Below are 24,652 nucleotides of genomic sequence, written 5' to 3'. Positions count from 1 at the left end.
CTACCCTCAGCGACGAGAAGCCGAAGGCGCACGAGGAGCATTCCCAAGGCAAGCTGCCCCTACTTGTATTCGATCAACCCAGCCCGCCGCCGACGCAGCCGGTTCAGCCAATACTGCAGCACCCCCAGCGCCTCGGGGAACTTGGCCAGGACCATGAAGACCCCACGCTCCCAGCCATAGCGGCGGCCAAGGCGCAGCATCTGCACCGGATAGAGCAGCAGCAGCACCAGCGCCCAGGGGCTCACCAAAGCCCCGACCAGCGCCACCACCGGCAACACTGCCCCCCACAGCACCGCCCGCCGCGTCTCGGCCACCCAATGGCGTTCCGGCGGTGCGCCATGCAGCGCCGCGCCCTCGGCAAAGGCATGTCCGCCCCGCCGGGTCCGCTTCCACCATTGCCCGACCCGCGTCATCGCCGCATCGTGCAGCGTCATCTCCTGACCCGACCGCCAGACCTTCCAGCCCGCAGCCCGCAGCCGCACGCACAACTCCGGCTCTTCCCCCGCGATCAGCGTCGGATCATAGCCCCCCACCGCCTGCACCGCCGCCACCCGCATCAGTGCATCGCCACCGCAGGCCTTGGCCTCACCAACTGGAGTATCCCATTCCGCGTCGCACAGCCGGTTCCAGATCGAAACCTCAGGCTTCATCTCGCGCCGCCGCCCGCAGACCACCCCCACCTCGGGACGCGCCTCCAGAAACGCCCTGGCCGCCGCCAGCCAGCCCGGCTGCATCACGCAATCGCCATCGACGAACTGCACGAACTCGGGCGCGCCAAGCTCAACCAGCCGCCGGAACCCCTCGTTCCGCGCCCGCGCCGCGGTGAAGGGCAGCGACATGTCCAGCGCCACCACCTCGGCCCCCGCCGCCTTCGCTGCCGCGACACTACCGTCCGTCGATCCCGAATCGACATAGACCAGCGGCCGCACGCTATCGGGAAACGAGGCCAGGCACGCCACCAGCCGCGCCCCTTCGTTGCGCCCGATGATCACGGCCCCAAGGCCACTGGGACGAAGCAGCTGGTCGGTCACGCAGAACTCTCGGGGCTTTCGGCAATCATTCCGCCAGAATGCACAAAACCGGAAGGCTTCCAAGGGCCGCCGGTCTCCGGAAATCTTCGCCTCCCACCCCCCGCGCCACCACTTGGCATTTTCCTTGCGCGCCAGAGCGGGTAAAAGAAACCACCCAGCACGTCCGGACAGGTTTGATGCCGAATATCCTTGCCTATCTGGTCCTGCTCAGTTCGCCCCTTGCAGCCGTGGTGCTGTTCCGCTTCCTTTCCCTGGAACGCGCGCTGGTCTGGACGCTGATCGGCGGGCACCTGCTGCTGCCATCCGGGACCTACATCAAGTTCCCGATGATCCCGGTCATCGACAAGTCGCTGGTTCCTGCGGTTTCGGCGCTGGTGCTGTGCCTGCTCATGGCGCCCCGGATCAAGGTCCCGCAGGACGCCTCCTCTCGCACGGGAAGGCTGGTTCTCGTCTGCCTTCTGGGCCTTGTTGTGGTGACCCCGGTTCTGACCGTGCTCTACAATACCCAGCCGATCATCGACGGCCGCACCTTCCTGCCGGGCCTCCGGCTCTATGATGCCTGGGGCCTGATTTCGGCGATCCTTGTCGCGCTCATCCCGCTTGGGCTCGGCCTGCGCTATCTGAACAACGAGGCCGGTCACCGCGCGCTGCTGGAAGCCATCGCGATCGGCGGCCTCGCCTACTCGATCCCAGCGCTGATCGAAATCCGCCTCTCGCCGCAGCTGCACACCTGGCTTTACGGCTTCTTCCCCTCGGACTTCGTGCAGCACGTCCGCGCCGGAGGCTTTCGCCCCACCGTCTTCCTCAACCACGGCCTGATGGTCGGCATCTTCTTCTGCATGGCCATCATCGCCTCGGCCGTCCTGTTCAAGGAGGCCCGCCGTGAAGGGCGCACGTCCTTCGGCTGGCTTGCCGCGACGCTCTGGCTCACGCTGGTTCTCTACCTTTCGAAAAGCCTGGGCGCTCTTGCCATCGCCGTGCCCTCGGCGCTGATCGTGATCCTGCTTGGCAGCCGCTTGCAGGTCATCCTCGCCACCGGCATCGCCGCGATCGTCATGTTCTACCCGATGCTGCGCGGCGCGGGCTGGATCCCGGTCGACACCGCCTACAACCTCGCCCTGTCGATCAGCGAGGACCGGGCCAGCTCGCTGAAATTCCGGCTGGACAACGAGGACGCGCTTCTGGAGAGGGCCAACCAGAAGCCTATCGCCGGTTGGGGCAGCTGGGGCCGCAACTCGATCTTCGACCCCGAGACCGGCCAGATGACCAGCGTCACCGATGGCATCTGGCTGAACTTCATCGGCGTATACGGCTGGCTTGGCTACATCGGTCGCTTTGGCCTCCTGACGGTGCCCATTCTCCTCTACGCCCTCCGCCGGAAGTCGTCGGGCCCCTCGCTCATCACACCGGGCCTGACCGTCCTTCTGGCGGCCACGCTGATCGACCTCCTGCCCAACTCCGGTCTCGTCAACTATGTCTGGCTTTGCGCCGGGGCAGTCGCCGGCGCTGCGGTGCTTCGCTCCGCAAGGGACAGCGCCGAAACAGCAGGCACAGCGAATCCCCAGGCGGACGACGACCGGGCAAGCTGGCTCATGCCGGACGAACGCGGCACGCCTCAGAAGAGACAGAAACGATCCGAGCAAAGAGGCGCCTTGAGATGAATTCTCCCTCCCGGGCGGTGACGCATTTCGCCTGGCCGAACGTGAGCCCTACGCCTGCGCTGCGGCCTGTGGCGGCGAGGGAGACCTGTTCGCTTGCAACGGGCGGGCGTGTGGTGGCATGACGATGCGGCGCGCCTGCGTTTGCGGATGATCGGGATTTGAGGGTGGAATTGAGATGGCGGAATATCTGATCACCGGAGGCTGCGGCTTTGTCGGATCGCATCTGGCGGACGCGCTTCTTGCGCGGGGCGACGGGGTGGTCGTGCTGGACAATCTGTCCACCGGCAAGCGCAGCAACCTGGCGCCCGAGGTGCGGGTGATCGAGGGGGACGTAGCGGACCCCGAGGTGGTGGCGCAGGCCATTGCGGGCTGTGCAGGCGTGTTCCATCTGGCCGGGATCGCTTCGGTCGCCTATTGCAACGAACACTGGCGCGAAGGGCATCTCACCAATCAGACCGGCACTGTGACGGTGTTCGAGGCAGCGGCGCGGGCGGGACGCGTGCCGGTGGTCTATACGTCCTCGGCCGCCGTTTATGGCGATGCGGGTACAGGGGCGGTTGACGAGGCGCGGGTGCCGCGCCCGCAGACGCCCTATGGCGTGGACAAGCTGGGATCGGAACTGCACGGGCGCATCGCGATGGCGGTGCATGGCCTGCCGACCGTGGGCCTGCGGCCGTTCAACATCTATGGCCCGCGGCAAGATCCGTCTTCGGCCTATTCGGGGGTGATCTCGATCTTCAACAGCCGCCTGGCGCAGGGATTGCCGGTGACGGTTTTCGGTGACGGATTGCAGACGCGAGACTTCGTCTTTGTCGCCGATGTGGTTCGGTTTCTCATGGCGGCGATGGCCCGCGCGCCGCAGGCGGCTGGCGAGGTGTTCAACATCTGCACCGGCCGGACGACGACGCTTCTGGCGCTGATCGACACGCTGGCGCGGCTGCACGGGCGGGTGCCGGTGGTGCAGCATGGCGATCCACGCGTGGGGGATATCCGGGAATCGCTGGGCGACCCGAACCGCGCGCGCGCGGTGCTCGGCGTGACAGCAGAGGTGACGCTGGAGGACGGGCTGGCGGCGCTGCTGGGGCGGTCGTAAGGGTCCGTAGAACCGCCCCCTCCCGCGCTCGCCAACCGCTCGCCCAAGCCTGGGTTCCCTTGACAGCACTTGCCGGTTCTGCTCACTGTCCTCCGGCGAAAGACGCTGGGCGAAACGCTGATTACCATTGGTACGCTTTTGATCTTGAATGCGAACTTTATCGGCCTTTGCCCAAGATGCCTGGACGTCAGCAAACCCAGCGCAAGGTCCGAACTGCGCGGCAGAGAGGCCTTCAATGACCAAGGGCAGTGAAGCCCGGCCGCTGCGGGTCGCCTTTGTGACACCGGCTTGGCCCGGTGTTCTGACGCCAAACGGAATTGCAACCGCAGTCAGCCACCTGGCAGCGGGTTTGCAGAAAGCAGGGCACGAAGTCACCATCATAGCGCATTGGTTGGATGCACCGCATGACCACCCGCGCGTCATTGCGATGCCCGATGCCAGGCTGCGGCTTGTGGATCGTCTGAGGCAAAAGCTGGACCCGGAGGGCGCGCAGGTCCGGTCGATGGTCGATCAGCACGTAGAGGCGATCCGGCGCGCAGTTGCCCTGTACGGTGTCGAAGTTGTCGTGATGGAAGAGACGCAGGGCTGGGTCGGACAAATCCGGGGGAAGGTGTCCGTACCGATCGTGGCGACCTTGCATGGCCCGTGGTGGCTGCACCGCATGGCAGGCAGTGCCCCGGATGATGCCGCCAGCGCCCGTCGAGAAGCGCGCGAGGCCAAAGGCCTGCAGCGGGTGGATGGCATAACCTCGCCATCAGCAGTCGTGCTACGGCAGACCGAAGCGCTGTGGGGCCTGCCGAATGTCCCCAAGGCCGTGATCCCGAACCCGTTTCCGGTTCCGGCGCAAGGCATTGATCTGAAAGAAGAGCTTCTGAATCACGTCCTCTTTGTCGGTCGGTACGACCACATCAAGGGTGGCGACCTTGTGGTAGACGCATTCGCGTTGATCGCCGCGGCGCATCCTACTGCGCAGTTCACTTTCGTCGGGCCCGACGACGGGGTGCCGCGTGACGGGGGCGGCATGGAGATGCTATCCGACCGACTTGCCCGTCTGCCCGAACCGGTCCGCTCGCGGATCAAGGCGGTCGGAAAGCAGTCGCGTGAGGAAGTGGCTGCCTTGCGTGCACGGCACGGGGTCACTCTGGTCGCGTCACGCTATGAAAACTTCGGGGGCACCCTGATTGAAGCCATGGCGGCAGGGTCAGCGGTCGTCTCAACCAGCGTTGGTGGCCAGCTAGAGATCGCGACGCATGAGGAGACGGCCCTGATGGTCCCGCCTGAAGATACCGAAGCGATGGCCAATGCCTGCCTTCGGCTGATGCGGGACCCGTCCCTGGCGTGCCGTCTGGGTACTGCCGCGCGCAGCCACGTTGCCGCCAGCTATGCGCCGGACGTCATCGCCCGGCGGATGGCTGACTTTCTGTCCTCGGTCTTGCGCCGTTAAGGTCCTCAGATCCCCAGCTTGCGCAGCCGGTGGCCCAACCTGCGGTAGATCACCGGTGGCAAAAGGTTCTCCATGATCCGATGCCGCTGTTCCAGTCGGTCGACCTTGTCCTTCGTGCCGGGACGCGGCTTGAACAGCGTCGTGTGCGACACCTTCGTCGAATCCCAGGTCGCGGTGTAATAGTACAGCGCAATCGACATCCGGGGTTCCTTGTCGGGATGGTTCACCGGCTCGGGGTTGCCGTGCCAGGTATCGGACCCGGTGTTGAAGCAGCACATCCGGTTGAACAGCGGCACAAAGCCCGCGACCTTGGCCGTCATGTCGGTGTTCCAGACCTCGAACGACCCGCCGTATTCTTCCTTCCAGTCCTTGTTCAGGTAGATCAGCACGTTCAGCCGCCGTTCCAGGTTCAGCTTGCCCTGACGGTTGAAGTCGGCATGGATGTCCAGGTGCCCGCCGTTCGACACCACATGGATGCCACCGCCCGCGTAATAGGGGTCGGGGATCAGCCCGTCGATGCCGGTCAGCTCCTCCAGGAAGGCCAGGAAGGCCTTCGAGTTCAGCGAATGGAACAGGGCGCGGGTATAGGGCCCCAGCCGTTCGGGCATATAGGCCGCCTTCAGCTTTTCCTGCGGGCGGTTGAAGAAACTTTCCGCCGCTGGCAGCTCGCGCAGCTCCTCGCGGACCTTGTCCAGGATTTCCGGCGGCATGAAATTGTCGAAGCAGCCATAGGGATAGGGCGTCTTCGACCGATAGGCCTCGGCAACGGACTTGCCAAACTCACGCGCGCCATCGGCGTCGATCAGCAGCGTCTCGGGATCGATCGGCAGAGTGCTAACGGACATATTCAACCTCTCAGTCTTCTTCTCTCGGCTTTGGTCTAACAGGCCTGCCAACACGCAGGTCCGGGTTCAAGAATCTCGCATTCACATCGTAGCATGTACTTCTTCCGCACCCCCTGCGACCATTCGCCGGAACACCTCGTTTCCGGCGAGCAGCTCGTCATAACTGCCCTGGGCCAGAAGCCTGCCGCGATCCATCAGGAAGATCGTGTCGCAGGTCTTTACCGTCGTCAGCCGGTGCGCGATCAGGATGATCGTCTTGTCGGCACGGATACGGTCAACCGCCTCCATCACCACCCGCTCGGTGATGTTGTCCAGGGCCGAAGTTGCCTCATCCATGATCAGAAGCGTCGGGTTACGGTACAACGCGCGGGCAATCCCGATCCGCTGCCGCTGCCCACCGGACAGCCGCACCCCGCGCTCGCCAACGAAGGTGTCATAGCCCTGCGGCAGGTCGGCCATCACAAAGTCATGCAGCGCCGCAATCTTCGCCGCGCGCTCGACCGCGGCCATGTCGATCTCATCCTTGGGCACCCCGAAGGCGATGTTCGAGGCGATCGTCTCGTCCGTCAGGTAGATCGTCTGCGGCACATACCCCAGTGTTCCCTGCCAGGCCCTCACGTTCTCCGGCGTGATCGGATGCCCGTCCACCCGCAGCTCCCCCGCGTCCGGGGTCAGCAGCCCCAGGATCAGGTCCACCAGCGTCGTCTTGCCCGCCCCGGTTCCCCCGACGATCCCCACCGTCGTCCGCGCCTTGATCTTCAGATCGACCCCGCGCAGCGTCGGCTTGTCCGCCTGGGCATAAGCAAAGCTTACCTTCTCCAGTTCCAGTTCCCGCAGCAGCGGCAACGGCTCGGTCCGGGTCGCATCCGCCAGCGGCAGGGGTGGCGTCGAAGCGAAATCCGCAACGATGGCATCCAGGATCGCCGTTGCCCCACGCACCGACACCAGCGAGTGATAGATCTGCTGCAAGGACGGCAGCAGCCGCATTGTCGAAAACGCGATGACCCCCAAAATCGGCACGATTTCGGTGACATTGCCCCCGCTCTTGACCAAGAGCAGCAGGATCAGCGCCAGCATGGTGCCGAAGGTGATCGCCTCCAGCACGAACCGCGGCAATTCCTGCATCACGCCCATGGTCGCACCGGACTGCGCGGCCTTTTGCGCCGCCGCCGAATAGCTGCGGACATAGGTCGACTCCAGCCCCATGAGCTTGACGTCCTTGATCCCGCCGGTTGCCTCCTGCGCGACGAGGAAGCGGTTTTCAAACGCATCCATCATGACGGTGCCAAGCCGATGCAACCGCCCGCGGAACCGCATGTAGATCAGCCCGTAGCCCAGTCCCAGCACCCCGCCGGAAAACAGCGTGACCAGCGGGTCAACCATCAACAGGAACCCAAGGATCGCCAGCACCAGAAGGCTGTTCGATACCAGCCGCAGGCAGGGCAGGATCACCCGGTCGACCAGGCCATCCACCTCAATCAGCACGTTCTTTTCCAGTTCGGCGCTGTTGCGCTGCAGGAACCACGGATAGGGCTGGCTCAGATAGGACGCCAGCAGGCGGGAGGAGATGGTATAGCCCCGCATCGTCGAGAACCGGATCGTCGCGTAGTTCCCCAGCGCCTTGATCGCAAGTCCGACCATGACCACGCACAGGACAGCCGCCGACAGCCCGACCTGAAAGCTGAACGTGCTCTCAAGTCCGAAAAGCTGCGCCAGGTAGGATAGGGTCTGGTTGGTCTGCAACGACTCCGGGGTCGCAAGCACGTTCAACAGCATCAGGACAGCCGAGATCCCGGCAATCTCCGCCGTCGCCACCAGCAGCATGACCCCGGTCAGGACCCAGAACCGGCGCCGCTCGACCGCGTCGAACAACGAAAACAGCTTGCGATACGTTGCGATCAATTCCCGTCCTCACGGCCTGCGACCGGCCCACCTTGCTGCCCGGGCATGACAAAAGAAAGGCATTCCTCGTGCACTTCGCGGGCCGAATCACTGCCTCTGCAGGCAGTTTCGCGCCATCTTCCGGCCGGGTCACGAATTTGGCTGCTCGGTCCGGCCGAATCGCCCGAATCCGACAACCATCCGAAAGACACGATACCCATTTTTTCTGTTTTCTTTCAATATGCTACAGCCCAAGCACGAAGCTCAGTACCGAATTTCCCGTCAAGGTTGCACCCACCTTGCCCCCCGGCCTGCTGGTGGCAGATCCAAGACAAGCCCATTGATAACGCTACGTAATCTCGGGGAACTTCTGCCAAGACGACGAACTTTGACCAAAGCGCGGCCACATTCTTGCCACGCGTGACGAGCATCCTGACTACACACTTCGCGTAGGGGTTGCGAAAATGCTTGTCGGAAACATCCTTCTGTCTGCTGCAGTCGGCATGATCTTCCTCTGCACGGCGATTGCCCTGTCCGTGCCGCTCTGGATCGCCCTTGTGGCCTACCCGGCGATCACCAGCCTCACGCTTCTGTTCTTCGCTGCAGCCTGGAACATCCGCACCTCGACCACCGCGTCGAAAGACCAGTTGGCGCGGCAATACTCCCACGGCTGATTGCAGCTGAGCTTTCGGCGCCCCGGGATGCCCGCGATCATCGGCGAGAAACGTCGCCTTTGGTAGCCGATGTTCGGCCAAGTTTCGCCAAATGCCAAGCGAACCTGGCGAGCATGAAAAGTAAATCACGTTTCGTATCTCGACATACGCCCCGAGTTGCCTAAGCTAACAAATGACGGGGGTCTGTTGTGGTGTGAAGATTTCTCCGAACAAGGAGACGGGGATGGCATTGGGGCTGGTTCTGATCGCGATGTTCGGCGCAGCCAGCGTCTCTGTGGTCCTTTTTGTCTATGACTATCCGCTCTGGGCCGTTGCCCTGGCTTATCCGTTGACCGGAACGGCAATCCTGTTACCGGGCGTCGCCCTGGTTGGCTGGGTGCGCCAGCACAGCCCGTCCGATCAGTCGATGATTACTTCCCAGTCGCCCGCAGCACCACACCCACAGTCGACAGCAGGATCTTCAAATCCTTGAAGAACGACAGGCTGCGCTCGTATTCGGCGTCGAACTCGGCACGCTGCGCGAACGTCGACTGGTTGCGATCCGAAATCTGCCAGGTGCCGGTCAGTCCGGGACGCAGCGCATAATAAGCGGTGCCCGGGTACAGCTCCTGCTGGTCCACCATCATCGGACGCGGGCCGACAAGGCTCATGTCGCCAATCAGCACGTTCCAAAGCTGCGGCAGTTCGTCCAGCGAGCTCTTGCGGAGGAACTGACCGAATTCGGTGATGCGCGGGTCATGCGACAGCTTCTGGTAGGCGTCCCATTCCCGGCGCGCGACGTCGTCGTTCTGCAGATACTCCTGCAGCCGCTCTTCCGCGTTGGGAACCATCGTCCGCAGTTTCCAAAGCCGGAACGTCCGACCGCCCATCCCCACCCGCTCTTGCGTGAAGAACGGCGCATTGCCGCTGAACTTCAGCACTGCAGCAAGCACCAGGATGACCGGCAGCACGAAAGGCAGCGCCATCAGGACGAAACCGACGTCCAGGCAACGCTTCAGCGATCTGCGGTAAAGCGGCTCGCGCCGCACCCTAACCCACCCGTCGCTGACGTTCGCGGACGGCCGTTCAAAGTCTTGCCCTGCCAATCCAGAACGAAAGTCCATCTGCAACGCCTCCGCAAGGGTACCAATCGCTAAGCGAAATTTTCGGTGCCGACGCTATGCCGCCGACCCAGAATGAACTCTCGCACTCGCCACATAACCGTTTTCACTGTTAGGCTTCTACCACTCGGACGGTCCGGTAGCAATGCAGTCCCGAGGAACGCACAAGCCAGAAAGTGGTTATTTCTCATTAGGTTACACGCTATGGTTGTGTCGATTTCCGGTCTGGGACAGGGCTCGAAACAGCCGTTTTGCCAGCCTGTAAAGCAGCCGCTGCCACAATTCAGACCAGGTTGCCAACCACTGCTATGATTTTCTTCGCCTTTTAAAGAATTCCGATTCAAATGGTTCCTTCCGCCCTCTCTAGCTTTGGGTCAGGTTCCCTCACAAGTCAGGTTTCACGACCGAAACCGCCGTTCCGATTGTGCGTCTTTTTGAAACGGTGAATTTTCCGTTAAAGTGCTCCGTCAACCACAGTTTGGGTCAAGCCTGCCTGCAAAACCGGCAGCGACCCGGCGCAGGCGGGATTGCGCGATTCGATTTCCTGACGGATCAGCGGGTGGAACCGCCTGACACCCTGCGCCAGGCGACCAGCGCGACGAGGATCGGGCCTGGCAGTTCCAGCAGCCAGTTCAGCTTGATCCCGGCCGAGGAACTACCCAGAAGCACGTCGACATGGTGAAAGCTCGCAGCCCGGATCACAACGAAGGCGCAGACAAAGCCAAGTCCGACCAATGCCAGCCAGATCCGGCTCAGGATTCCCCGCAGGAGCAGCGTCATCAGGCCGATGGTGACGACGGCACCAGCCGCCACAAGGTAGATGAAGGCTTCCTGCACCCCGCGCCGGGCACCGTACCAGCCGGACAGCTGGGCATGGCAGCGGGCGAACAAAGTCAGCAGGGATTGCAAGTCCAGCTGCTTGTTCAGCGCCAGAAGCAGCAGGATCACTGACGCCATCCGCCAGAACCACCGCTCGCTACGGTTGGCCGGATCCGCGGACGCCAGCCGCCGTGCCACCAGCCCGGACGCCACCGCCGCGCCCAGATAGACGCCCACGGTCACCCAGCCCATCAGATGGTTGTCGCCCAGCTCCGGGCGCCATTGCGTGAAGGCGCAGGTCAGGGCCGTCCGCATCAGGTCGGTCCACGCCCTGGCATGGCGTCAGCCAAAACGGCGGCCGTTGATCCAGCTAAGCACCTTGCGCGCCGCCTCGCGCCGCCAGGGCAGGAACTTGCGCCAGGCGTCATGGTCCGCCGGAAAAACAATGTGATGCACATCGGCCGGATCCGCCCTGTCGCCGGGAGGCGCACCTCCCGCGATAAAGGGAAGAAACCGCTCTGACTTTGGCCAGACATAGGTGTCAGAGAAGGTCCAGGTGTTCGTCCGCTTGTAGAGATCGGTGATCTCGGCCGCCAGGGCGGCATCGATCGGCATCGGCGGCGTCGGCCTGCCAAAGAACCGCAGGTTCCGCAACATCAGCGCTTCGGACTTCTGCGCAACGTAAGCCGGCACCCACAGCCGGAACCCCATCTCCGCCGCAAGCCTTTCCACCACGCGGAACACCTGCACATGGTCCTCATGGCCATATTCACCCCAGGGCCCATGCGCGATCACGTTCCGGATGCCTGCAAACCGTGGGCGCAAAGCGTCGGTCAGCTTGCCGAACGTGGCGCGATACGCTTCCGGGTTGAAGTGGTCCAGGATCCGCAGCGCGCGATGCGGATAAAGCCCGTAATCGGTTTCCCGCACCTCGGGCCACGAGGCACTGTCGAACACGCCCACTTCCGGCAGCGCCAGCCAGTCGAGCGTCGGCAGCGGAAACTCCGCCATCGACGCGCGGCGCCCTTCGTTGAACGCCGGCTCATTCGGTCTGTCGCCATAGACCAGGATGATCTTCTCGGCCGCCTTCAGCGCCGAACAGGCCCACAGCACCTCGTCATCGGGATGCGCCATCACGATGGCCAGCCGGTCCAGGATATCAGTTGCTTCGCTCACCGCGCTGGACCCTTCTCGTCGCCCCGGGCATAGATGTCCTCGTAGCGGATGATGTCATCCTCGCCCAGATAGGCCCCGGTCTGCACCTCGATCAGCACCACTGGCACCTTGCCCGGGTTGGCCAGCCGGTGAATCGCCCCCAGCGGCACATAGATCGACTGGTTCTCGCTCAACAGCTTCACCTCGTCGCCCACGGTGACCTGAGCCGTTCCACTGACCACGATCCAGTGTTCCGCCCGGTGGACATGGCTTTGCAGGGACAGTGCCGCCCCGGGCTTGACCACGATCCGCTTGACCTGGAACCGGTCGGCCAGCGCCAGCGTCTCGAACCAGCCCCAGGGCCGGTGATCGCGCGGGAAGACCTCTGCCTGCCGCACCGAGCGCGCCTTCAGCTGCGCCACCGCCGTCTTCACGTCCTGCGACCGCGACCGGTCGGCCACCAGCACCGCATCCGGCATTGCCACGACGACCAGATCCTTCAACCCGATCCCCACCACATGCTGGCCCTCGACCTCCGACCGCAGCAGGGTCCCCTCGCAGTCGATCGCCGTCACTGGGCCATGCGTGACCGCGCCCCCCGCCGCCCCGCCATTCTCGCGCCAGACCGCGTTCCAGTCGCCCAGGTCCGACCAGGCCGTGCCCAAGGGCACCACCTCGATGGTCGCTGCCTTCTCCATCACCGCATAGTCGATGGAAATGTCACGCACCCCCGCCCACGGTGCCTCGGCCAGGCGCAGGAACTCCAGGTCCTGCCGCGCGTCGCGGACCGCCTGCGCCACCGGAGCCACCAGATCGCCTGCATGCGCCTCGAACGCAGAAATCAGCGCCTTGGCCGACATGAGGAAAATGCCCGCATTCCACAGATAGCGCCCCTCGGCCAGCATCGCCTCGGCCTTGTCCAGCGCGGGCTTCTCGACAAACCGCGCCACCTTCTGCGCCTGGCCATCGACCGGGGCCGCAGCAAGCTCGATCCAGCCATAGCCCGTCTCGGGCCGGTCGGGGCGAATCCCGAAGGTCACGATCTGCCCCGCCAGGGCGCGCGGCACCCCGGCCGCCACTGTCGCACGAAACGCATCGACGTCCGGAATGCTGTGATCCGTAGGCATCACCAGCATCAGCGCCTCAGGATGATCCGCCACCAGATGCAGCGCCGCCGCCAGGATCGCGGGACCAGTGTTCCGCGCCGCAGGCTCGATCAGGATCGCCGCCGGGCGGATGCCCTCTGCCGCCAGCTGCTCGGCCACGATGAAGCGGAAGTCTGAATTGGTCAGCACCAGCGGCGCGACAACCCCTTCCGCCCCCTGCATCCGTCCGGCCGCCGCCTGAAACAGGGTTCCTTGCCCGGCCAGCGGCACGAACTGCTTGGGAAAGCTCTTGCGCGAGACGGGCCACAGGCGGGTCCCCGACCCGCCGCACAGTAGAACCGGAAAAATCTCAGGCATGACCTGATTGAACTCCAAACTTTGGTCCGGCCCCGAGTCGAAGCCGCGGTGAATGTCTTGCTGCCAGTCTGGGCCATATTAAGCCAAGAATCGGGCCAAAGGGACCGCATTCGCGACAGGAAGGCAACTGCCGAACCGGCGCCCTTTCGCCTTTGCGACCACAAGGCGACCGGGTGCGGGACGCATCGCCCGCTGGTTGGGCCGCACCCGCCGAAGCTACACTATATATAGTCGGTGCGTGCGGACGTCCCCGCTGTGGCACCTCTGCGCAGCCCGAAGGCCCAAGGACGGCCTCACCCCGGAACCGCCTTCCCCTTGCGCCCCCCGCGCCCTATAAGGCCCGCGTTGTCAGGAGAGCCGCCGATGCGCGAAGCCACCGTCACCCGCAAGACCGCCGAGACCGAGATTTCGGTTTCCCTGAACCTCGACGGCACCGGCCGCTCCGACTGCCAGACCGGCGTCGGCTTTTTCGACCACATGCTGGACCAGCTGTCCCGGCACAGCCTGATCGACCTCACCATCCGTGCGAAGGGCGACCTGCACATCGACGACCACCACACGGTCGAAGACGTGGGCATCGCCCTTGGCCAGGCCTTGACCAAGGCCCTGGGCGACAAGCGCGGCATCCGCCGCTATGGCCACTTCCGCCTTGCGATGGACGACGCCCAGATCGTCACCGCGCTGGACCTGTCGGCGCGGCCCTACCTGATCTGGACCGTAGCTTTCCCCACGGGGAAGATCGGCACCTTCGACACCGAGCTTGTGCGCGAGTTCTTCCAGGCCCTGTCCACCCACGGCGGCATCACGCTGCACGTCGATCAGTTGCACGGGCTGAACAGCCACCACATCGCCGAAGCCACGTTCAAATCCGTCGCCCGCGCCCTGCGCGAGGCGGTGGAACCCGACCCTCGTCTTGGCGACGCGCTTCCCACCACCAAAGGCGCGCTCTAACCCCGCGCGCCCAAGATTTTTCGCCGAAAAATTTTGGGCCCCGAGAGACCCGAACCCGATGCCCCTGACCGCCCTCGTCGACTACGATTCCGGCAACCTGCACTCTGCCGAGAAAGCCTTCCAGCGCATGGCGTTGGAGGTTGGCGGCGGCGATATCCTCGTCACCTCGCGCCCCGAGGACGTGGCCCGTGCCGACCGCATCGTCCTCCCGGGCGACGGCGCCTTCCCGGCCTGCCGCGCAGCCCTTGGTTCCTATGGCGGGCTGTTCGAGGCCATCGAAGAGGCCGTCATCCAGAAGGCCCGCCCCTTCCTTGGGATCTGTGTCGGCATGCAGATGCTGGCCAGCCGTGGCCACGAATACCGCGAGACATCGGGCTTCGGCTGGATCCCCGGCGATGTCGTGAAGATCGAACCCACGGACCGCGCCCTGAAGGTCCCGCACATGGGCTGGAACGACCTTGTCGTGGAACGCCCCCACCCGGTGCTGACGGGCATCGCTACCGGCGACCACGCCTATTTCGTCCACTCCTACCACTTCCGCGTCACCGACCCTGCGCACCGCCTCGCCTTCTGCGACTATGGCGGCCCCATCACCGCCATCGTCGGGCGCGACAACATCCTCGGTACCCAGTTCCATCCCGAGAAGTCCCAAGCCGCCGGTCTCCGCCTGATCGGCAACTTCCTCCGCTGGGCCCCGTGAGCCTGTCGCAGACCCTAGCCGAGATCGCGGCGGAGATGGCCGGCCGCACCGACCGGGGCCAACCCGCCGACTATATCCCGCAGTTGGCCGAAGTAGACCCGAACCAGTTCGGCATCTCCGTCTGCCTTGCCGACGGCACGCAACTCTCTGCGGGCGACAGCGCCACGCCCTTCTCGATCCAGTCCGTCTCCAAGGTCTTCGGCCTCGCCATCGCGCTTGGCCGCCTTGGCGACCAGCTCTGGACCCGGGTCCGGCGGGAACCCTCGGGCCTCGCGTTCAACTCGATCCTGCAGCTGGAAAGCGAACAGGGCATCCCCCGCAACCCCTTCATCAATGCGGGCGCCATCGTCACCACCGACGCGGCCTTGGGTCACCGCCCGCCCAAGGAATACCTCGCGGAACTCCTCACCTTCCTCCGCACCGCCGCCGGGGACGAGGACATCCACATCGACCGCGCCGTGGCGAAGTCGGAAACTGAAACCGGTCACCGCAACTTTGCCCTCGCGCATTTCCTGAAATCGCAAGGCAACCTGACCAACGCCCCCGACCTCGTCCTCGGCGCCTATTTCCACCAATGCGCCATCGCGATGACCGTCGAACAACTCGCCCGCTCCGGCCGCTTCCTCGCCGGGTTCCAGCGCCTGATCGCCCCCGAACGGGTCCGCCGCATCAACGCGCTCATGCTGACCTGCGGCCATTACGACGGTTCGGGCGAGTTCGCCTTCCGCGTGGGCCTTCCCGGCAAGTCGGGGGTGGGAGGCGGCATCCTCGCCATCGCCCCCGGCCGCGCCTCGATCGCCGTCTGGTCCCCGGGCCTGAACACGCAAGGCAACTCGCAACTCGGTACGGAGGCCCTCGAACTCCTCGCCCGCCGGACCGGCTGGTCGATCTTCGGCTAGGCGTCCCACAACCGGGGTTCGGCAAACTCCACCGAGTTCCCGCCGGGGTCCCGCACATACAGCGACCGCGCGCCGTTCGGCCAGTCGAACTCCGCTTCGATCCCGACCCCGGCGGCGGTCAACCGCTCCCGCCAGCCCGCGATCTCTTCCCGCGAGGCGGCAAAACAGACATGCCCCGGCCCCCGCGCCCCATGCGTGGGCACCGGTAGGTCCGGGTTTGCGGACGGCACCTCGGTTGCCGCCGGATCGAAGACCAGCAGCACCCCTGCGCCCACCCCGAAGAACACATGCCGCCCGGCAACCCGCGCGATCACGGGCAGTCCCAGGACCTCGCCATAGAACACCTCCGCCGCCGCAAGATCGGACGCATAGACCGCAGATTCGAGGATGGCCTTGGGCTTCATCTGCCCAGCCTGCGCGTCCTCGCGCCCAAGGTCAACGCCGGGCCCGCTCGATCAACGCAAGCCCACCCAGGATCAGCGCCAACCCCGCCAGATGCCGCGCCTCCAGCCTTTCGCCCAGCACCAGCCATCCCAGACCCGCCGCACTGAACGGGATCAGGAACGTCACCAACGAAATCGCCACCGCCCCCGCCCGCGCCAGTATCTGGAAGAAGATCAGATAGGCCAAAGCCGAGGACAGCACGGCCAGCGCCACGACCGCCAGCACCGGCCCCGGCTCCGGAACGGCCATCGCCCAGGGCCGGTCCACCGCCAGCCAGACCGGCGTCAGCATCACGCTGCTTGCCGCCAGCATCCCCGCCGCCGTCTGCAAGGGCGTCACCCCCGCCGCCCTGAACCGCCGCCCCCAGACCCCGGCAAACCCGTAGGACAGCGCGGCCCCCAGACAGGCCAGCATCGCCGGCAACTCGCCCCCCAGATCCTCCCCCGCCATCATCGCGACGACCCCGGCGAACCCCAGCCCCACCCCCGCCGCCTTCACTGGCGACAGCCGCTCGTCCGCCGTTGCGAAATGTGCGACCAGCATGGTGAACAAGGGCGTCGTCGCGTTCAGCACCGACGCCAGCGCCCCGGTGATCTGCCCCTGCGCCAGCACGAACAGCGTGAACGGCACCAGGTTGTTCAACACCCCCATCACCGCCAGCGCAGGCCAGACCCGCCGCGGCGGCACTCCCTGCCCCGACATCCGCACCGCCATCGCCAGCACCACCGCCGCCAGCGCCACCCGGCCCCAGACGATGGTCAGCACCGGCAGGCCCGCCAGCGCCAACTCGTTGAACAGAAAAGACCCTCCCCACAGAAGGGAGAGGGTCCACAACAATATCCACTCAATCGCTTTCATGCCGCCTTCATGCCCGAAGCCACGGGCAAAGGCGACCCGAAGCCTGCGGTTACTTCACCCGCTTCCAGGTCCCGCCGTCACGGCAAATGCCCAGCACGCAGCCCCGCACCTTCAGGCTGTCGCCCGCCAGCGTCATGTCGCCGTTGTAGGTCTTGTCCCGGTCCGGCGAATAGATCGTGCCGTCGTCATACAGGCCGTCGGCATAGGCCACCATGTCCGACACGATCTTGCGGCCCACATTGGGGCTGTCGATCTCTTTTCCGTCCGACCCGAAAGCCTTGATCAGCGTCCCGCAGAACGCAGGGCCGCAAGGCTTGATCTGGACATGGCCGAAGTTGCCGTTGTCGTCCTTCTTGGTCTGCCAGATCCCTTCCACTGGATCGGCCCAGGCCGCACCCGCCAGCAGCGCCAGCGCCGCCGCCATTGCGAAAACCTTCATCTTGCGTCCTCCTCCGCAATCTCCCTCTGCGCGCGACAATGCCCCGTTCGCAAAACCGATCAAGCGTGACGTGGGGTCGCTTTTGCCCGCTTTTCATTCCGCGCGCCCCATGCCAAAGACCCCCCGTCCAGCGACGGAGCCCGCGATGATCCTTTACCCCGCCATCGACCTGAAAGACGGCCAATGTGTCCGGCTCCTGCGTGGAGAAATGGAGGCCGCCACCGTCTTCGGCGACGACCCCGCCGCCCAGGCGCTGAAGTTCCAGGCCGCAGGCTGCGAATGGCTCCACCTCGTCGACCTGAACGGCGCCTTCGCGGGCGAGCCGGTGAACGGAGCGGCGGTAGAGGCGATCCTCAAGGCGGTGAAAGTCCCCGCCCAACTCGGCGGCGGCATCCGCGACATGGCGACGATTTCGATGTGGCTGGACAAGGGCCTCGCCCGCGTCATCCTCGGCACTGTCGCCGTGGAGAACCCCGCCCTGGTGCGTGAGGCCGCGAAAGCCTTCCCCGGAAAGGTCGCCGTCGGCATCGACGCCCGCAAGGGCCGCGTCGCCACCAAGGGCTGGGCGACGGAAACCGACGTCATGGCCACCGACCTCGCCCGCAGCTTCGAGGATGCCGGAGTCGCGGCCATCATCTACACCGACATCGACCGCGACGGCGCGATGCAGGGCCCGAACATCGAAGCGACCGAGGCGCTCGCCCGCGCCGTGACGATCCCCGTGATCGCTTCGGGAGGCGTCTCCCGGATGGAGGACCTCATCGCCCTCCGCGACACCGGAGTGATCGCGGGGGCCATCTCGGGCCGCGCGCTCTATGACGGAGCGATTGATCTGGCGGCGGCGCTGGCGGCTCTAAAGGCTTAGGCGTTCTGCGCCTAAGAAAGGCTACCTGACGACAGCTTCGGGCTCGGAGTGGACCTTTAGCGCAGGCGAAGCAAGGTTGAGGCATTCTCAAACGTTGCTTGGTGATCGGCCCTGTGCGGCCATTGCTGAATATCGCGGGGATCAAATGATCGCTTGGCCCACGTCAACGGCGCGCCTCAGCCATTCATCACAAGAGCAGCCCCCTTCCAGGCTACCATCATGGTGGGGCCATTGATGTTTCCGGAAATGATATTGGGGAACACCGAGGCATCGATGACACGGAGTCCGTCAACGCCGCGCACACACAATTTTTCATCTACAACCCCGTCTGCGCCCATGCGAGCCGTACAACAGGGATGAAAAACGGAGTAACTGCGTGCTCTTATGTCGGCCTCCATGTCGGCATCTAGTTGAGTCGAAAGCCCCGGCTTTATCTCCGCCGCAATAACACTGGCCAGCTGCGGTGTCATTGAAAGCGCCCGTATCAATCGCGCCCCTTCCAACATCTCTGCAAGGTCGTGTTCAGTAGCGAGCAAATTGGGTTGTATGGAGGGAGGATCGCTAGGTGAAGCTGACTTGATCTCGACCGACCCCAGACTTGTCGGGCGGCAATTTGAAAAGCCCATCATAATGCCGGGAAACGGATCAGGTTTGACCGATGTGAGTTCATAGGAAGAGGGGGTGAAATAGAGCTGGATATTGCAGCGATCCAGTCCCTTACGGGAAAATACAAATCCGCCTGCATGGGTCCCCCCGCAGGCCAACGGGCCCTTCCGATCCCAAAGATAGCGCAAAGCAACCCACATCCTGCGATGCAAGGGCCCAAGCTCTTGGTTAAGTGTCGGCACTCGCGTCCTATAGACATGATCATAGCACGCATGATCTTGGAGGTTGCGGCCCACCGCTTCATTGGCGACCAGAACTGCGATTCCGTGGCGTGACAATAAACCCGGAGGCCCGACGCCAGAGAGTTGCAGAAGTTGCGGCGTGTTGATTGCTCCAGCTGATAATATCACCTCGCGCGCGGCCCGGGCCACTCTCTTTACTCCATCGCGTATATACGCAACGCCGACCGCTTTTCGATCCTCAAACTGAATACCCGCTACCAGTGCCCCGGTTTCGATTTTTAGATTTGGTCTTCTTGCGGCTGGCGCCAGAAAGACAGCGGCAGAAGACATGCGACGCCCGCGATGAATATTCACCGGGTTGTATCCGACGCCGTGCAGGTCAGGGCCATTGGTATCGAGATTGAGTGACAAACCCAGCTGTCGGGCAGCGTCAAAATAAATCTCAGACAGCGAATGGGCGTTGTCCCGCGTGCTTCCAATCCGGAGCCTGGACTCAATCGCCTCAAAACCCTGCCGGACGTCGTCCCACCCCCAGTTGGTACAGCCCGCAGCTTTCCAATCCTCGAAATCATTGGCCGCTCCGCGGAAGTAGATCATGCCATTGATCGAGCCTGAACCTCCGATCACTTTCCCGCGTGGATAGTATGTCCGCCGTCCGTTAAACCCGGCTACGGGCTCCGACTCGTACATCCAATTTAACTTTGGATTGCGAAAATTCCTGGCGTAGCCAAGCGGAACAGTAATCGAGAGATTGCGGTCTGGTGGGCCGGCTTCAAGGAGCAGAACCCTGGTGGCCGCGTTCTCAGTCAGTCGGCTGGCGACAATGGAGCCAGCCGAACCCGCACCCACGATTATGTAGTCAAATAGGTCGGTCATGATGTGATACAGTATCACGTTCCGAAGGCCGCTACATCTCCGGCTTTTTTGGAGCAACGCAGTCGGAGACCGCTTTTGGCCCTCTTTGTCGGTCCTCCCGCAACTTGAAACAGGAAGTTGGAAGCTGCAGCTAACGGAAGATGTCCGCATAACCGACCATCGTCACTTTTGGCGGAACCCTGCGTCAGGCGAAGAACACTCAGGGCAGCAGAAAGCAAGCCATCTCTTAACCTGCGTCACCCTGCCTCCTGTTCAAGCGGTCGCAACTGAGGGATTTTTTTCACATGACCCAAGTCCGCGCCGACATCCTCCCCCCTCAGTCCTCGCTCTGGTCGCATCACAACCCGGGCGACTTCCTTGACTGCTACTCGGTCCCCTCCACCCTCTCCCCGCGTGAGGCCGCAACCCGTGGCCTCGCGCTCCCCGGCTGGGCCGCAGCACTTCTCACCCTTCGCAACACGCTCGTCCGCCCCTTCGGCCTCAAGACCGGAGACCCGGACGCCCCGATCTTCCCCACCTGCCTGGAAAGCGAAACCGAGCTGATCCTCGGCACCGACGACCGCCACCTGAACTTCCGCATCGGTCTCTTCCGGCAGGACGGGCTGATGTTCATGTCCACTTGGGTCCACCCCCACAACCTCTGGGGCCGCGCCTATCTGCGGCTTGTGACGCCCTTCCACATCCTGATCTCGCGCGGGGCCGTGGCGCGGATGGCGACCGGGCGTTAACCATCGGGTTTCCAATTCCCTAACGCCCACGCCCAAACCCATGGTTCCAAAACGGAATCCGGAAATGCCCACCGTGGACATCCCACCCCGCAAACCCGCTTGCTTTTCCGCCCCCCGCGCGGCATCTCTCCTTCCATGCTAAAGACCCGCATCATCCCCTGCCTCGACGTGGCCGACGGCCGCGTGGTGAAGGGCGTCAATTTCGTCGACCTGATCGACGCGGGCGATCCCGTGGAGGCCGCGAAGGCCTACGATGCCGCGGGTGCGGACGAGCTCTGCTTCCTCGACATCATGGCGACCGAGGACAACCGAGCTACGATGTACGACCTCGTGACCCGCACCGCCGAACAGTGCTTCATGCCCCTCACCGTCGGCGGTGGCGTGCGGACCCCCGAGGATGTGAGAAAACTCCTCCTCGCCGGGGCCGACAAGGTCAGCTTCAACTCCGCCGCCGTGGCCCACCCGGATGTGGTCGCCGAGGCCGCCGATCGCTTCGGATCGCAGTGCATCGTGGTGGCCATCGACGCCAAGACCACCGCCCCCGGCAAGTGGGAGATCTTCACCCACGGCGGCCGCCGCGCGACCGGCATCGACGCCGTCGACTTCGCCCGCACCGTCGCCGCGAAAGGGGCCGGCGAGATCCTCCTGACCTCGATGGACCGCGACGGGACCAAGGGCGGCTACAACATCCCCCTGACCCGCGCCATCGCCGATGCCGTGGACATCCCCGTCATCGCCAGCGGAGGCGTGGGCACGCTCGACCACCTCGTCGAAGGCATCACCGAGGGCCACGCCTCCGCCGTCCTCGCCGCCTCGATCTTCCACTTCGGCACCTTCACCATCGGCCAGGCCAAGGCCCACATGGCCGCCGCCGGCATCCCCGTTCGACTGACGTGAGGTGGGCATGAGCCTGGAAAAACTCGCCGCCAGCATCGCCTCCCGCAAGGGGGCGGACCCCGAGACCTCCTGGACCGCCAAGCTCCTGTCCAAGGGCCCGGAGAAATGCGCCGAGAAGTTCGGGGAAGAAGCCGTCGAGGCGATCATTGAGGCCGTGAAGGGTGACCGCGCCCGGCTGACCGCCGAGGCGGCAGATGTCCTTTACCACCTCCTCGTCATGCTCGCCGCGCGGGACGTGACTTTGGACGAAGTGCTGGCCGAACTGGACCGCCGCGAAGGCACCTCGGGCATCGCCGAAAAGGCACAGCGCTAGCCACAAGGCGCAAATCTTTCCGAACAGTTCTGCAAGGTCCTTCGAAGGACCCCGGATCACCGTTGACAAACCAATCACCAAACGGCTATGGATTATCCATAACCAAACGGTGATCGATTTGACCCCGCGAGACACGCTCTTCCACGCCCTTGCCGACCCCACCCGCCGCGGGCTCCTTGAGCAGCTCATGCGCGATGGCGAGGCGAATGTCGTCCGGCTCACTCAAACGGCAGGGGTCTCGCAGCCCGCTGTCTCGAAGCACCTCGCCATCCTGCGCAATGCCGGTCTGATCGCTGGTCGGGCCGAGGGGCGCGAGGTGCGCTACCGGGCGGAACCAAAGGCCCTGGCACCGCTGTTCGACTGGATGACCTTCTACCGCGCCTTCTGGGATGACCGGCTCGCCGCGCTGGAGGACACGTTGAATCGGATGGACCAATGACCGACACGATCCTGATTGAAAAAGACCTGCCGCATCCGGTCGCAAAGGTCTGGCGCGCGCTGACCGATGGCCCGCTGCTGGCCGACTGGCTGATGGCGAACGACTTCCGGGCCGAGGTCGGCCACCGCTTCACCTTCCGACATCCGCCTATGCCGCACTGGAACGGCATCACCGACTGCGAGGTGACCGAAGTCACGCCGATGACCCGCCTCGCTTACCGGTGGAGTTCCTCGGGCGACGAGGCGACGAACGGCATCCGCACCACGGTTACCTGGACCCTTGCCCCGACAGCCACCGGCACGCGCCTCAGGATGGAGCAGTCCGGCTTCCGCCCGGACCAGACCCAGGCCCTCGGCGGGGCTGGCACCGGCTGGCGGCGCTTCCTGGCGCAACTCGACGGTCTTTTGCACCGCATCGAAAACGAAAAGGACCCGACATGACCCTGCACAGCCTTGCCCGGACGAGCCACCGCTGGCTTGGTCTTCTCTTCACCCTGTTGTCCGTCGCGCTCTGGCTGTCGCTTGGTCTCGGGATCACCGTGCCGCAGGCGGTCTACTTCCTGCCGCTCGCGCCCTTGGCGCTGATGATGGTGTCGGGACTCTATCTCTTCTTCCGGCCCTACCTGCGCCGGACGGCGGCCTAAAGCCCCAGCCGCGGGATCTCGATCGCAGGGCAGCGGTTCATCACCACCTGCAGCCCTGCCCCCCGCGCCCGGCTCGCCGCAGCCTCGTCCACCACGCCCAGCTGCATCCAGACGACCTTCGCGCCCAACCGCACCGCCTCATCCGCCACTGCCCCCGCCTCCTCGCTGCGGCGGAAAATGTCGACCATGTCGACCGGCCCGGCCTCGGCCAGCGTCGCGACGACCGTCTCGCCCAGGGCCTCCTGCCCCGCCTGCCCCGGATTCACCGGGATCACCCGATAGCCCTTGCGCTTCAAGTAGTCGGCCACCCGGTGGCTGGGCCGGTCGGGCTTTGGCGACCAGCCGACCAGGGCAATGGTTTTCACCGAAGTCAGGATGTCGCGAATGTCGGCGTCGCTGGTCATGGTCACTCCCGATAGAAAAAGGCGCCCAAGGAGAACCTCAGGCGCCAAGTCGCGGAACGAGGGACAGTGAAGAGAGTACGGGGTTCCGGTCCCGTGCCTCTTCACTGTCATTTAGAAAGCTGAATGCGTGGTTAAAGGCCTGTCGCAAATAAGTGAACGAAGCGGCCTTCACCGGCGTGTCGCGGCATACAGTGACACCGCCGCTGCGTTCGACACGTTCAGGCTTCCGAATGCCCCGGCAAAGGGAATTCGTGCGAGGACATCGCAGGTCTCGCGGGTCTTTTCGCGCAGGCCCGGCCCCTCGGCCCCAAGCACCAGCCCAATGGGCCGACCACCCACGCCCGCCACCGCATCCGCCAGGGTCACTGGCGCTTCACCATCCAGCCCGATCAGGGTAAAGCCCATGTCCTTCAGCTCTTCCATCGCTTCGGCCAGGTTCGTCACCTTCAGATAGGGCTGCCGCTCCAGCGCGCCGCTGGCCGTCTTCGCCAGGGCCCCGGTTTCCGGCGCCGAGTGATGCTTCGGCGCGATCACCGCGCGCGCCCCGAACACCTCGGCCGACCGCAGGATGGCCCCCACGTTGTGCGGATCGGTCACCCGGTCCAGCAGGACAACCAGCGGCAGCCCCTCGCCTGCCGCGCAGACATCGGTGAACTTGCCCCAGTTCAGCGCGCGGACCTCGACCGCTGCCCCCTGATGCACCGAACCTTCGTCGATCGGCACACGGAAATTGCGCGGCTCCACCACCTCCGGCACCATGCCCGAGGCCGCAACTGCCGCCTCCAGCTTGTCGAGCGCGTTCTTCGTCACCACCAGCCGCAGCTTTTCGCGCCGGGGGTTCACCAGCGCGTCCCGCACCGCATGCAGCCCGAAAAGCCAGACGGTCTCCCGCGCCTCGCGCCGCTCACCGCGTTCCTTTTCGACCACCCAGGCCGGTTTCTTTCCGCCCGCTGCCATTGCAAAACCCCCTGAAATCAGGCCCGGACCTTGGCCCGCAGACGCCGCGTGATGCAAGCCGAAAACTTGGCCCCGTCGGCTCTGATCCACCCTTGACGCCCCCGGCCCCCTTGAGTACACGACGCCGCAGTGGGCGATATGCTACAAGGTGTGGCAGCGGACTGTAACTCCGCCGAGGCGACTCATGCCTGGTTCGATTCCAGGATCGCCCACCATCTTCTGGAC

General features: G+C 64.5%; 27 protein-coding genes and 1 tRNA gene. 15 read left to right on the top strand and 13 right to left on the bottom strand.

Annotation, left to right across the window (positions count from 1 at the left end; all coding sequences use genetic code 11):
• Positions 1-59: 59 nt before the first annotated feature.
• Positions 60-1,031, bottom strand: a complete 972-nt coding sequence (locus E8M84_RS08570; RefSeq protein ID WP_137110696.1) for a glycosyltransferase — start codon at positions 1,029-1,031, stop codon at positions 60-62.
• Between the two features lie 176 nt (positions 1,032-1,207).
• Between E8M84_RS08570 and E8M84_RS08565 the strand changes: the two genes are divergently transcribed.
• From E8M84_RS08565 to E8M84_RS08555, 3 genes are all read left to right on the top strand, one after another.
• Positions 1,208-2,692, top strand: coding sequence for a hypothetical protein (locus E8M84_RS08565; protein ID WP_137110695.1), 1,485 nt, complete (start codon positions 1,208-1,210; stop codon positions 2,690-2,692).
• Between the two features lie 175 nt (positions 2,693-2,867).
• On the top strand, positions 2,868-3,785 hold the full coding sequence (locus E8M84_RS08560; RefSeq protein WP_137110694.1) for an NAD-dependent epimerase/dehydratase family protein: 918 nt from the start codon (positions 2,868-2,870) through the stop codon (positions 3,783-3,785).
• Between the two features lie 148 nt (positions 3,786-3,933).
• Positions 3,934-5,229, top strand: coding sequence for a glycosyltransferase family 4 protein (locus E8M84_RS08555; RefSeq protein WP_137110693.1), 1,296 nt, complete (start codon positions 3,934-3,936; stop codon positions 5,227-5,229).
• A gap of 5 nt (positions 5,230-5,234) precedes the next feature.
• Here E8M84_RS08555 and E8M84_RS08550 read toward each other — a convergent pair whose 3' ends face one another.
• Entirely contained in the window at positions 5,235-6,074 is an 840-nt protein-coding gene (locus E8M84_RS08550) for a 2OG-Fe(II) oxygenase (RefSeq protein ID WP_137110692.1), read from the bottom strand.
• 81 nt (positions 6,075-6,155) lie between these two features.
• Positions 6,156-7,976: an ABC transporter ATP-binding protein gene (locus E8M84_RS08545; RefSeq protein WP_137110691.1), complete on the bottom strand. Its 1,821-nt coding sequence runs from the start codon at positions 7,974-7,976 to the stop codon at positions 6,156-6,158.
• A gap of 443 nt (positions 7,977-8,419) precedes the next feature.
• Between E8M84_RS08545 and E8M84_RS08540 the strand changes: the two genes are divergently transcribed.
• Positions 8,420-8,629 (top strand): hypothetical protein, encoded by a 210-nt coding sequence (locus E8M84_RS08540; RefSeq protein ID WP_137110690.1) that lies wholly within the window; start codon positions 8,420-8,422, stop codon positions 8,627-8,629.
• Between the two features lie 410 nt (positions 8,630-9,039).
• Here the strand turns inward: E8M84_RS08540 and E8M84_RS08535 are convergent, their stop codons facing one another.
• The 4 genes from E8M84_RS08535 to E8M84_RS08520 form a co-directional block, all read right to left on the bottom strand.
• On the bottom strand, positions 9,040-9,732 hold the full coding sequence (locus E8M84_RS08535; protein WP_137110882.1) for a sugar transferase: 693 nt from the start codon (positions 9,730-9,732) through the stop codon (positions 9,040-9,042).
• Positions 9,733-10,281: 549 nt separating this feature from the next.
• Positions 10,282-10,863, bottom strand: a complete 582-nt coding sequence (locus tag E8M84_RS08530) for an isopropylmalate isomerase (protein WP_137110689.1) — start codon at positions 10,861-10,863, stop codon at positions 10,282-10,284.
• A gap of 27 nt (positions 10,864-10,890) precedes the next feature.
• Positions 10,891-11,724 (bottom strand): hypothetical protein, encoded by an 834-nt coding sequence (locus E8M84_RS08525; RefSeq protein ID WP_137110688.1) that lies wholly within the window; start codon positions 11,722-11,724, stop codon positions 10,891-10,893.
• Positions 11,721-13,166 (bottom strand): mannose-1-phosphate guanylyltransferase/mannose-6-phosphate isomerase, encoded by a 1,446-nt coding sequence (locus E8M84_RS08520; RefSeq protein ID WP_137110687.1) that lies wholly within the window; start codon positions 13,164-13,166, stop codon positions 11,721-11,723. Before E8M84_RS08520 ends, E8M84_RS08525 begins: the two co-directional genes overlap by 4 nt.
• A 363-nt stretch (positions 13,167-13,529) precedes the next feature.
• Between E8M84_RS08520 and hisB the strand changes: the two genes are divergently transcribed.
• Genes hisB through E8M84_RS08505 form a run of 3 tightly spaced genes read left to right on the top strand, consistent with a single transcriptional unit; the run spans position 13,530 to position 15,716 of the window.
• Positions 13,530-14,117 carry an imidazoleglycerol-phosphate dehydratase HisB gene (gene hisB, locus E8M84_RS08515; RefSeq protein WP_137110686.1) on the top strand — a complete coding sequence of 196 codons (588 nt, stop codon included), beginning with the start codon at positions 13,530-13,532 and terminating at the stop codon, positions 14,115-14,117.
• Positions 14,118-14,175: 58 nt separating this feature from the next.
• Positions 14,176-14,817 (top strand): imidazole glycerol phosphate synthase subunit HisH, encoded by a 642-nt coding sequence (gene hisH / locus E8M84_RS08510; RefSeq protein ID WP_137110685.1) that lies wholly within the window; start codon positions 14,176-14,178, stop codon positions 14,815-14,817.
• 2 nt (positions 14,818-14,819) lie between these two features.
• Positions 14,820-15,716: a glutaminase gene (locus E8M84_RS08505; RefSeq protein ID WP_394347400.1), complete on the top strand. Its 897-nt coding sequence runs from the start codon at positions 14,820-14,822 to the stop codon at positions 15,714-15,716.
• On the opposite strand, the gene E8M84_RS08500 is transcribed toward E8M84_RS08505, so the two are convergent.
• From E8M84_RS08500 to E8M84_RS08490, 3 genes are read right to left on the bottom strand one after another with little or no spacing between them, the layout of a single operon-like run.
• Positions 15,713-16,120 (bottom strand): VOC family protein, encoded by a 408-nt coding sequence (locus E8M84_RS08500; protein ID WP_137110683.1) that lies wholly within the window; start codon positions 16,118-16,120, stop codon positions 15,713-15,715. The genes E8M84_RS08505 and E8M84_RS08500 overlap by 4 nt on opposite strands.
• A gap of 31 nt (positions 16,121-16,151) precedes the next feature.
• On the bottom strand, positions 16,152-17,018 hold the full coding sequence (locus tag E8M84_RS08495) for a DMT family transporter (protein ID WP_137110682.1): 867 nt from the start codon (positions 17,016-17,018) through the stop codon (positions 16,152-16,154).
• Positions 17,019-17,067: 49 nt separating this feature from the next.
• Positions 17,068-17,457, bottom strand: coding sequence for a DUF2147 domain-containing protein (locus tag E8M84_RS08490; protein WP_137110681.1), 390 nt, complete (start codon positions 17,455-17,457; stop codon positions 17,068-17,070).
• A gap of 145 nt (positions 17,458-17,602) precedes the next feature.
• Here E8M84_RS08490 and hisA point away from each other — a divergent pair, with 145 nt between their 5' ends.
• On the top strand, positions 17,603-18,322 hold the full coding sequence (hisA, locus tag E8M84_RS08485) for a 1-(5-phosphoribosyl)-5-[(5-phosphoribosylamino)methylideneamino]imidazole-4-carboxamide isomerase (protein WP_137110680.1): 720 nt from the start codon (positions 17,603-17,605) through the stop codon (positions 18,320-18,322).
• Positions 18,323-18,498: 176 nt separating this feature from the next.
• Here the strand turns inward: hisA and E8M84_RS08480 are convergent, their stop codons facing one another.
• Complete coding sequence (locus E8M84_RS08480) at positions 18,499-20,046, bottom strand: GMC family oxidoreductase (RefSeq protein WP_137110679.1); 1,548 nt, start codon at positions 20,044-20,046, stop codon at positions 18,499-18,501.
• A gap of 284 nt (positions 20,047-20,330) precedes the next feature.
• Here E8M84_RS08480 and E8M84_RS08475 point away from each other — a divergent pair, with 284 nt between their 5' ends.
• From E8M84_RS08475 to E8M84_RS08450, 6 genes are all read left to right on the top strand, one after another.
• The gene (locus E8M84_RS08475; RefSeq protein ID WP_137110678.1) at positions 20,331-20,774 is read left to right on the top strand and encodes a DUF2867 domain-containing protein; all 444 of its coding nucleotides are present in this window, start codon (positions 20,331-20,333) and stop codon (positions 20,772-20,774) included.
• Positions 20,775-20,909: 135 nt separating this feature from the next.
• Positions 20,910-21,671, top strand: coding sequence for an imidazole glycerol phosphate synthase subunit HisF (gene hisF, locus E8M84_RS08470; RefSeq protein WP_137110677.1), 762 nt, complete (start codon positions 20,910-20,912; stop codon positions 21,669-21,671).
• A 7-nt stretch (positions 21,672-21,678) separates the two neighbouring features.
• On the top strand, positions 21,679-21,984 hold the full coding sequence (locus tag E8M84_RS08465) for a phosphoribosyl-ATP diphosphatase (RefSeq protein WP_137110676.1): 306 nt from the start codon (positions 21,679-21,681) through the stop codon (positions 21,982-21,984).
• A 109-nt stretch (positions 21,985-22,093) separates the two neighbouring features.
• Entirely contained in the window at positions 22,094-22,423 is a 330-nt protein-coding gene (locus E8M84_RS08460) for a metalloregulator ArsR/SmtB family transcription factor (RefSeq protein WP_240790315.1), read from the top strand.
• Positions 22,420-22,863 (top strand): SRPBCC domain-containing protein, encoded by a 444-nt coding sequence (locus tag E8M84_RS08455; protein ID WP_137110675.1) that lies wholly within the window; start codon positions 22,420-22,422, stop codon positions 22,861-22,863. The genes E8M84_RS08460 and E8M84_RS08455 overlap by 4 nt, the downstream gene beginning before the upstream one ends.
• A complete protein-coding gene (locus tag E8M84_RS08450) occupies positions 22,860-23,066 on the top strand; it encodes a hypothetical protein (protein ID WP_137110674.1) in 207 nt (68 codons plus the stop codon). The genes E8M84_RS08455 and E8M84_RS08450 overlap by 4 nt, the downstream gene beginning before the upstream one ends.
• Here E8M84_RS08450 and E8M84_RS08445 read toward each other — a convergent pair.
• Positions 23,063-23,470, bottom strand: a complete 408-nt coding sequence (locus E8M84_RS08445; RefSeq protein WP_137110673.1) for a CoA-binding protein — start codon at positions 23,468-23,470, stop codon at positions 23,063-23,065. The genes E8M84_RS08450 and E8M84_RS08445 overlap by 4 nt on opposite strands.
• A gap of 168 nt (positions 23,471-23,638) precedes the next feature.
• Entirely contained in the window at positions 23,639-24,427 is a 789-nt protein-coding gene (rlmB, locus tag E8M84_RS08440) for a 23S rRNA (guanosine(2251)-2'-O)-methyltransferase RlmB (RefSeq protein ID WP_137110672.1), read from the bottom strand.
• Between the two features lie 131 nt (positions 24,428-24,558).
• Between rlmB and E8M84_RS08435 the strand changes: the two genes are divergently transcribed.
• Positions 24,559-24,642, top strand: a tRNA-Tyr gene (locus E8M84_RS08435).
• The last annotated feature ends 10 nt before the right edge of the window (positions 24,643-24,652 follow it).

The sequence above is a fragment of the Rhodobacter sp. SY28-1 genome (genome assembly GCF_005222785.1).
GTDB lineage: Bacteria > Pseudomonadota > Alphaproteobacteria > Rhodobacterales > Rhodobacteraceae > Tabrizicola.
Note: the sequence above shows the minus strand (reverse complement) of the source record. Positions and strands in the feature narration are given on the sequence as shown.

What these genes read in the sequence shown, in the direction of transcription:
- E8M84_RS08565 (WP_137110695.1), top strand. Translation starts at nt 1,208, where the DNA reads ATGCCGAATATCCTTGCCTATCTGGTCCTGCTCAGTTCGCCCCTTGCA.
- E8M84_RS08560 (WP_137110694.1), top strand. Translation starts at nt 2,868, where the DNA reads ATGGCGGAATATCTGATCACCGGAGGCTGCGGCTTTGTCGGATCGCAT.
- E8M84_RS08555 (WP_137110693.1), top strand. Translation starts at nt 3,934, where the DNA reads ATGCGAACTTTATCGGCCTTTGCCCAAGATGCCTGGACGTCAGCAAAC.
- E8M84_RS08550 (WP_137110692.1), bottom strand. Translation starts at nt 6,074, where the DNA reads ATGTCCGTTAGCACTCTGCCGATCGATCCCGAGACGCTGCTGATCGAC.
- E8M84_RS08540 (WP_137110690.1), top strand. Translation starts at nt 8,420, where the DNA reads ATGCTTGTCGGAAACATCCTTCTGTCTGCTGCAGTCGGCATGATCTTC.
- E8M84_RS08535 (WP_137110882.1), bottom strand. Translation starts at nt 9,732, where the DNA reads ATGGACTTTCGTTCTGGATTGGCAGGGCAAGACTTTGAACGGCCGTCC.
- E8M84_RS08530 (WP_137110689.1), bottom strand. Translation starts at nt 10,863, where the DNA reads ATGCGGACGGCCCTGACCTGCGCCTTCACGCAATGGCGCCCGGAGCTG.
- E8M84_RS08520 (WP_137110687.1), bottom strand. Translation starts at nt 13,166, where the DNA reads ATGCCTGAGATTTTTCCGGTTCTACTGTGCGGCGGGTCGGGGACCCGC.
- hisB (WP_137110686.1), top strand. Translation starts at nt 13,530, where the DNA reads ATGCGCGAAGCCACCGTCACCCGCAAGACCGCCGAGACCGAGATTTCG.
- hisH (WP_137110685.1), top strand. Translation starts at nt 14,176, where the DNA reads ATGCCCCTGACCGCCCTCGTCGACTACGATTCCGGCAACCTGCACTCT.
- E8M84_RS08500 (WP_137110683.1), bottom strand. Translation starts at nt 16,120, where the DNA reads ATGAAGCCCAAGGCCATCCTCGAATCTGCGGTCTATGCGTCCGATCTT.
- E8M84_RS08495 (WP_137110682.1), bottom strand. Translation starts at nt 17,018, where the DNA reads ATGAAAGCGATTGAGTGGATATTGTTGTGGACCCTCTCCCTTCTGTGG.
- E8M84_RS08490 (WP_137110681.1), bottom strand. Translation starts at nt 17,457, where the DNA reads ATGAAGGTTTTCGCAATGGCGGCGGCGCTGGCGCTGCTGGCGGGTGCG.
- hisA (WP_137110680.1), top strand. Translation starts at nt 17,603, where the DNA reads ATGATCCTTTACCCCGCCATCGACCTGAAAGACGGCCAATGTGTCCGG.
- E8M84_RS08480 (WP_137110679.1), bottom strand. Translation starts at nt 20,046, where the DNA reads ATGACCGACCTATTTGACTACATAATCGTGGGTGCGGGTTCGGCTGGC.
- E8M84_RS08475 (WP_137110678.1), top strand. Translation starts at nt 20,331, where the DNA reads ATGACCCAAGTCCGCGCCGACATCCTCCCCCCTCAGTCCTCGCTCTGG.
- hisF (WP_137110677.1), top strand. Translation starts at nt 20,910, where the DNA reads ATGCTAAAGACCCGCATCATCCCCTGCCTCGACGTGGCCGACGGCCGC.
- E8M84_RS08465 (WP_137110676.1), top strand. Translation starts at nt 21,679, where the DNA reads ATGAGCCTGGAAAAACTCGCCGCCAGCATCGCCTCCCGCAAGGGGGCG.
- E8M84_RS08455 (WP_137110675.1), top strand. Translation starts at nt 22,420, where the DNA reads ATGACCGACACGATCCTGATTGAAAAAGACCTGCCGCATCCGGTCGCA.
- E8M84_RS08450 (WP_137110674.1), top strand. Translation starts at nt 22,860, where the DNA reads ATGACCCTGCACAGCCTTGCCCGGACGAGCCACCGCTGGCTTGGTCTT.
- E8M84_RS08445 (WP_137110673.1), bottom strand. Translation starts at nt 23,470, where the DNA reads ATGACCAGCGACGCCGACATTCGCGACATCCTGACTTCGGTGAAAACC.
- rlmB (WP_137110672.1), bottom strand. Translation starts at nt 24,427, where the DNA reads ATGGCAGCGGGCGGAAAGAAACCGGCCTGGGTGGTCGAAAAGGAACGC.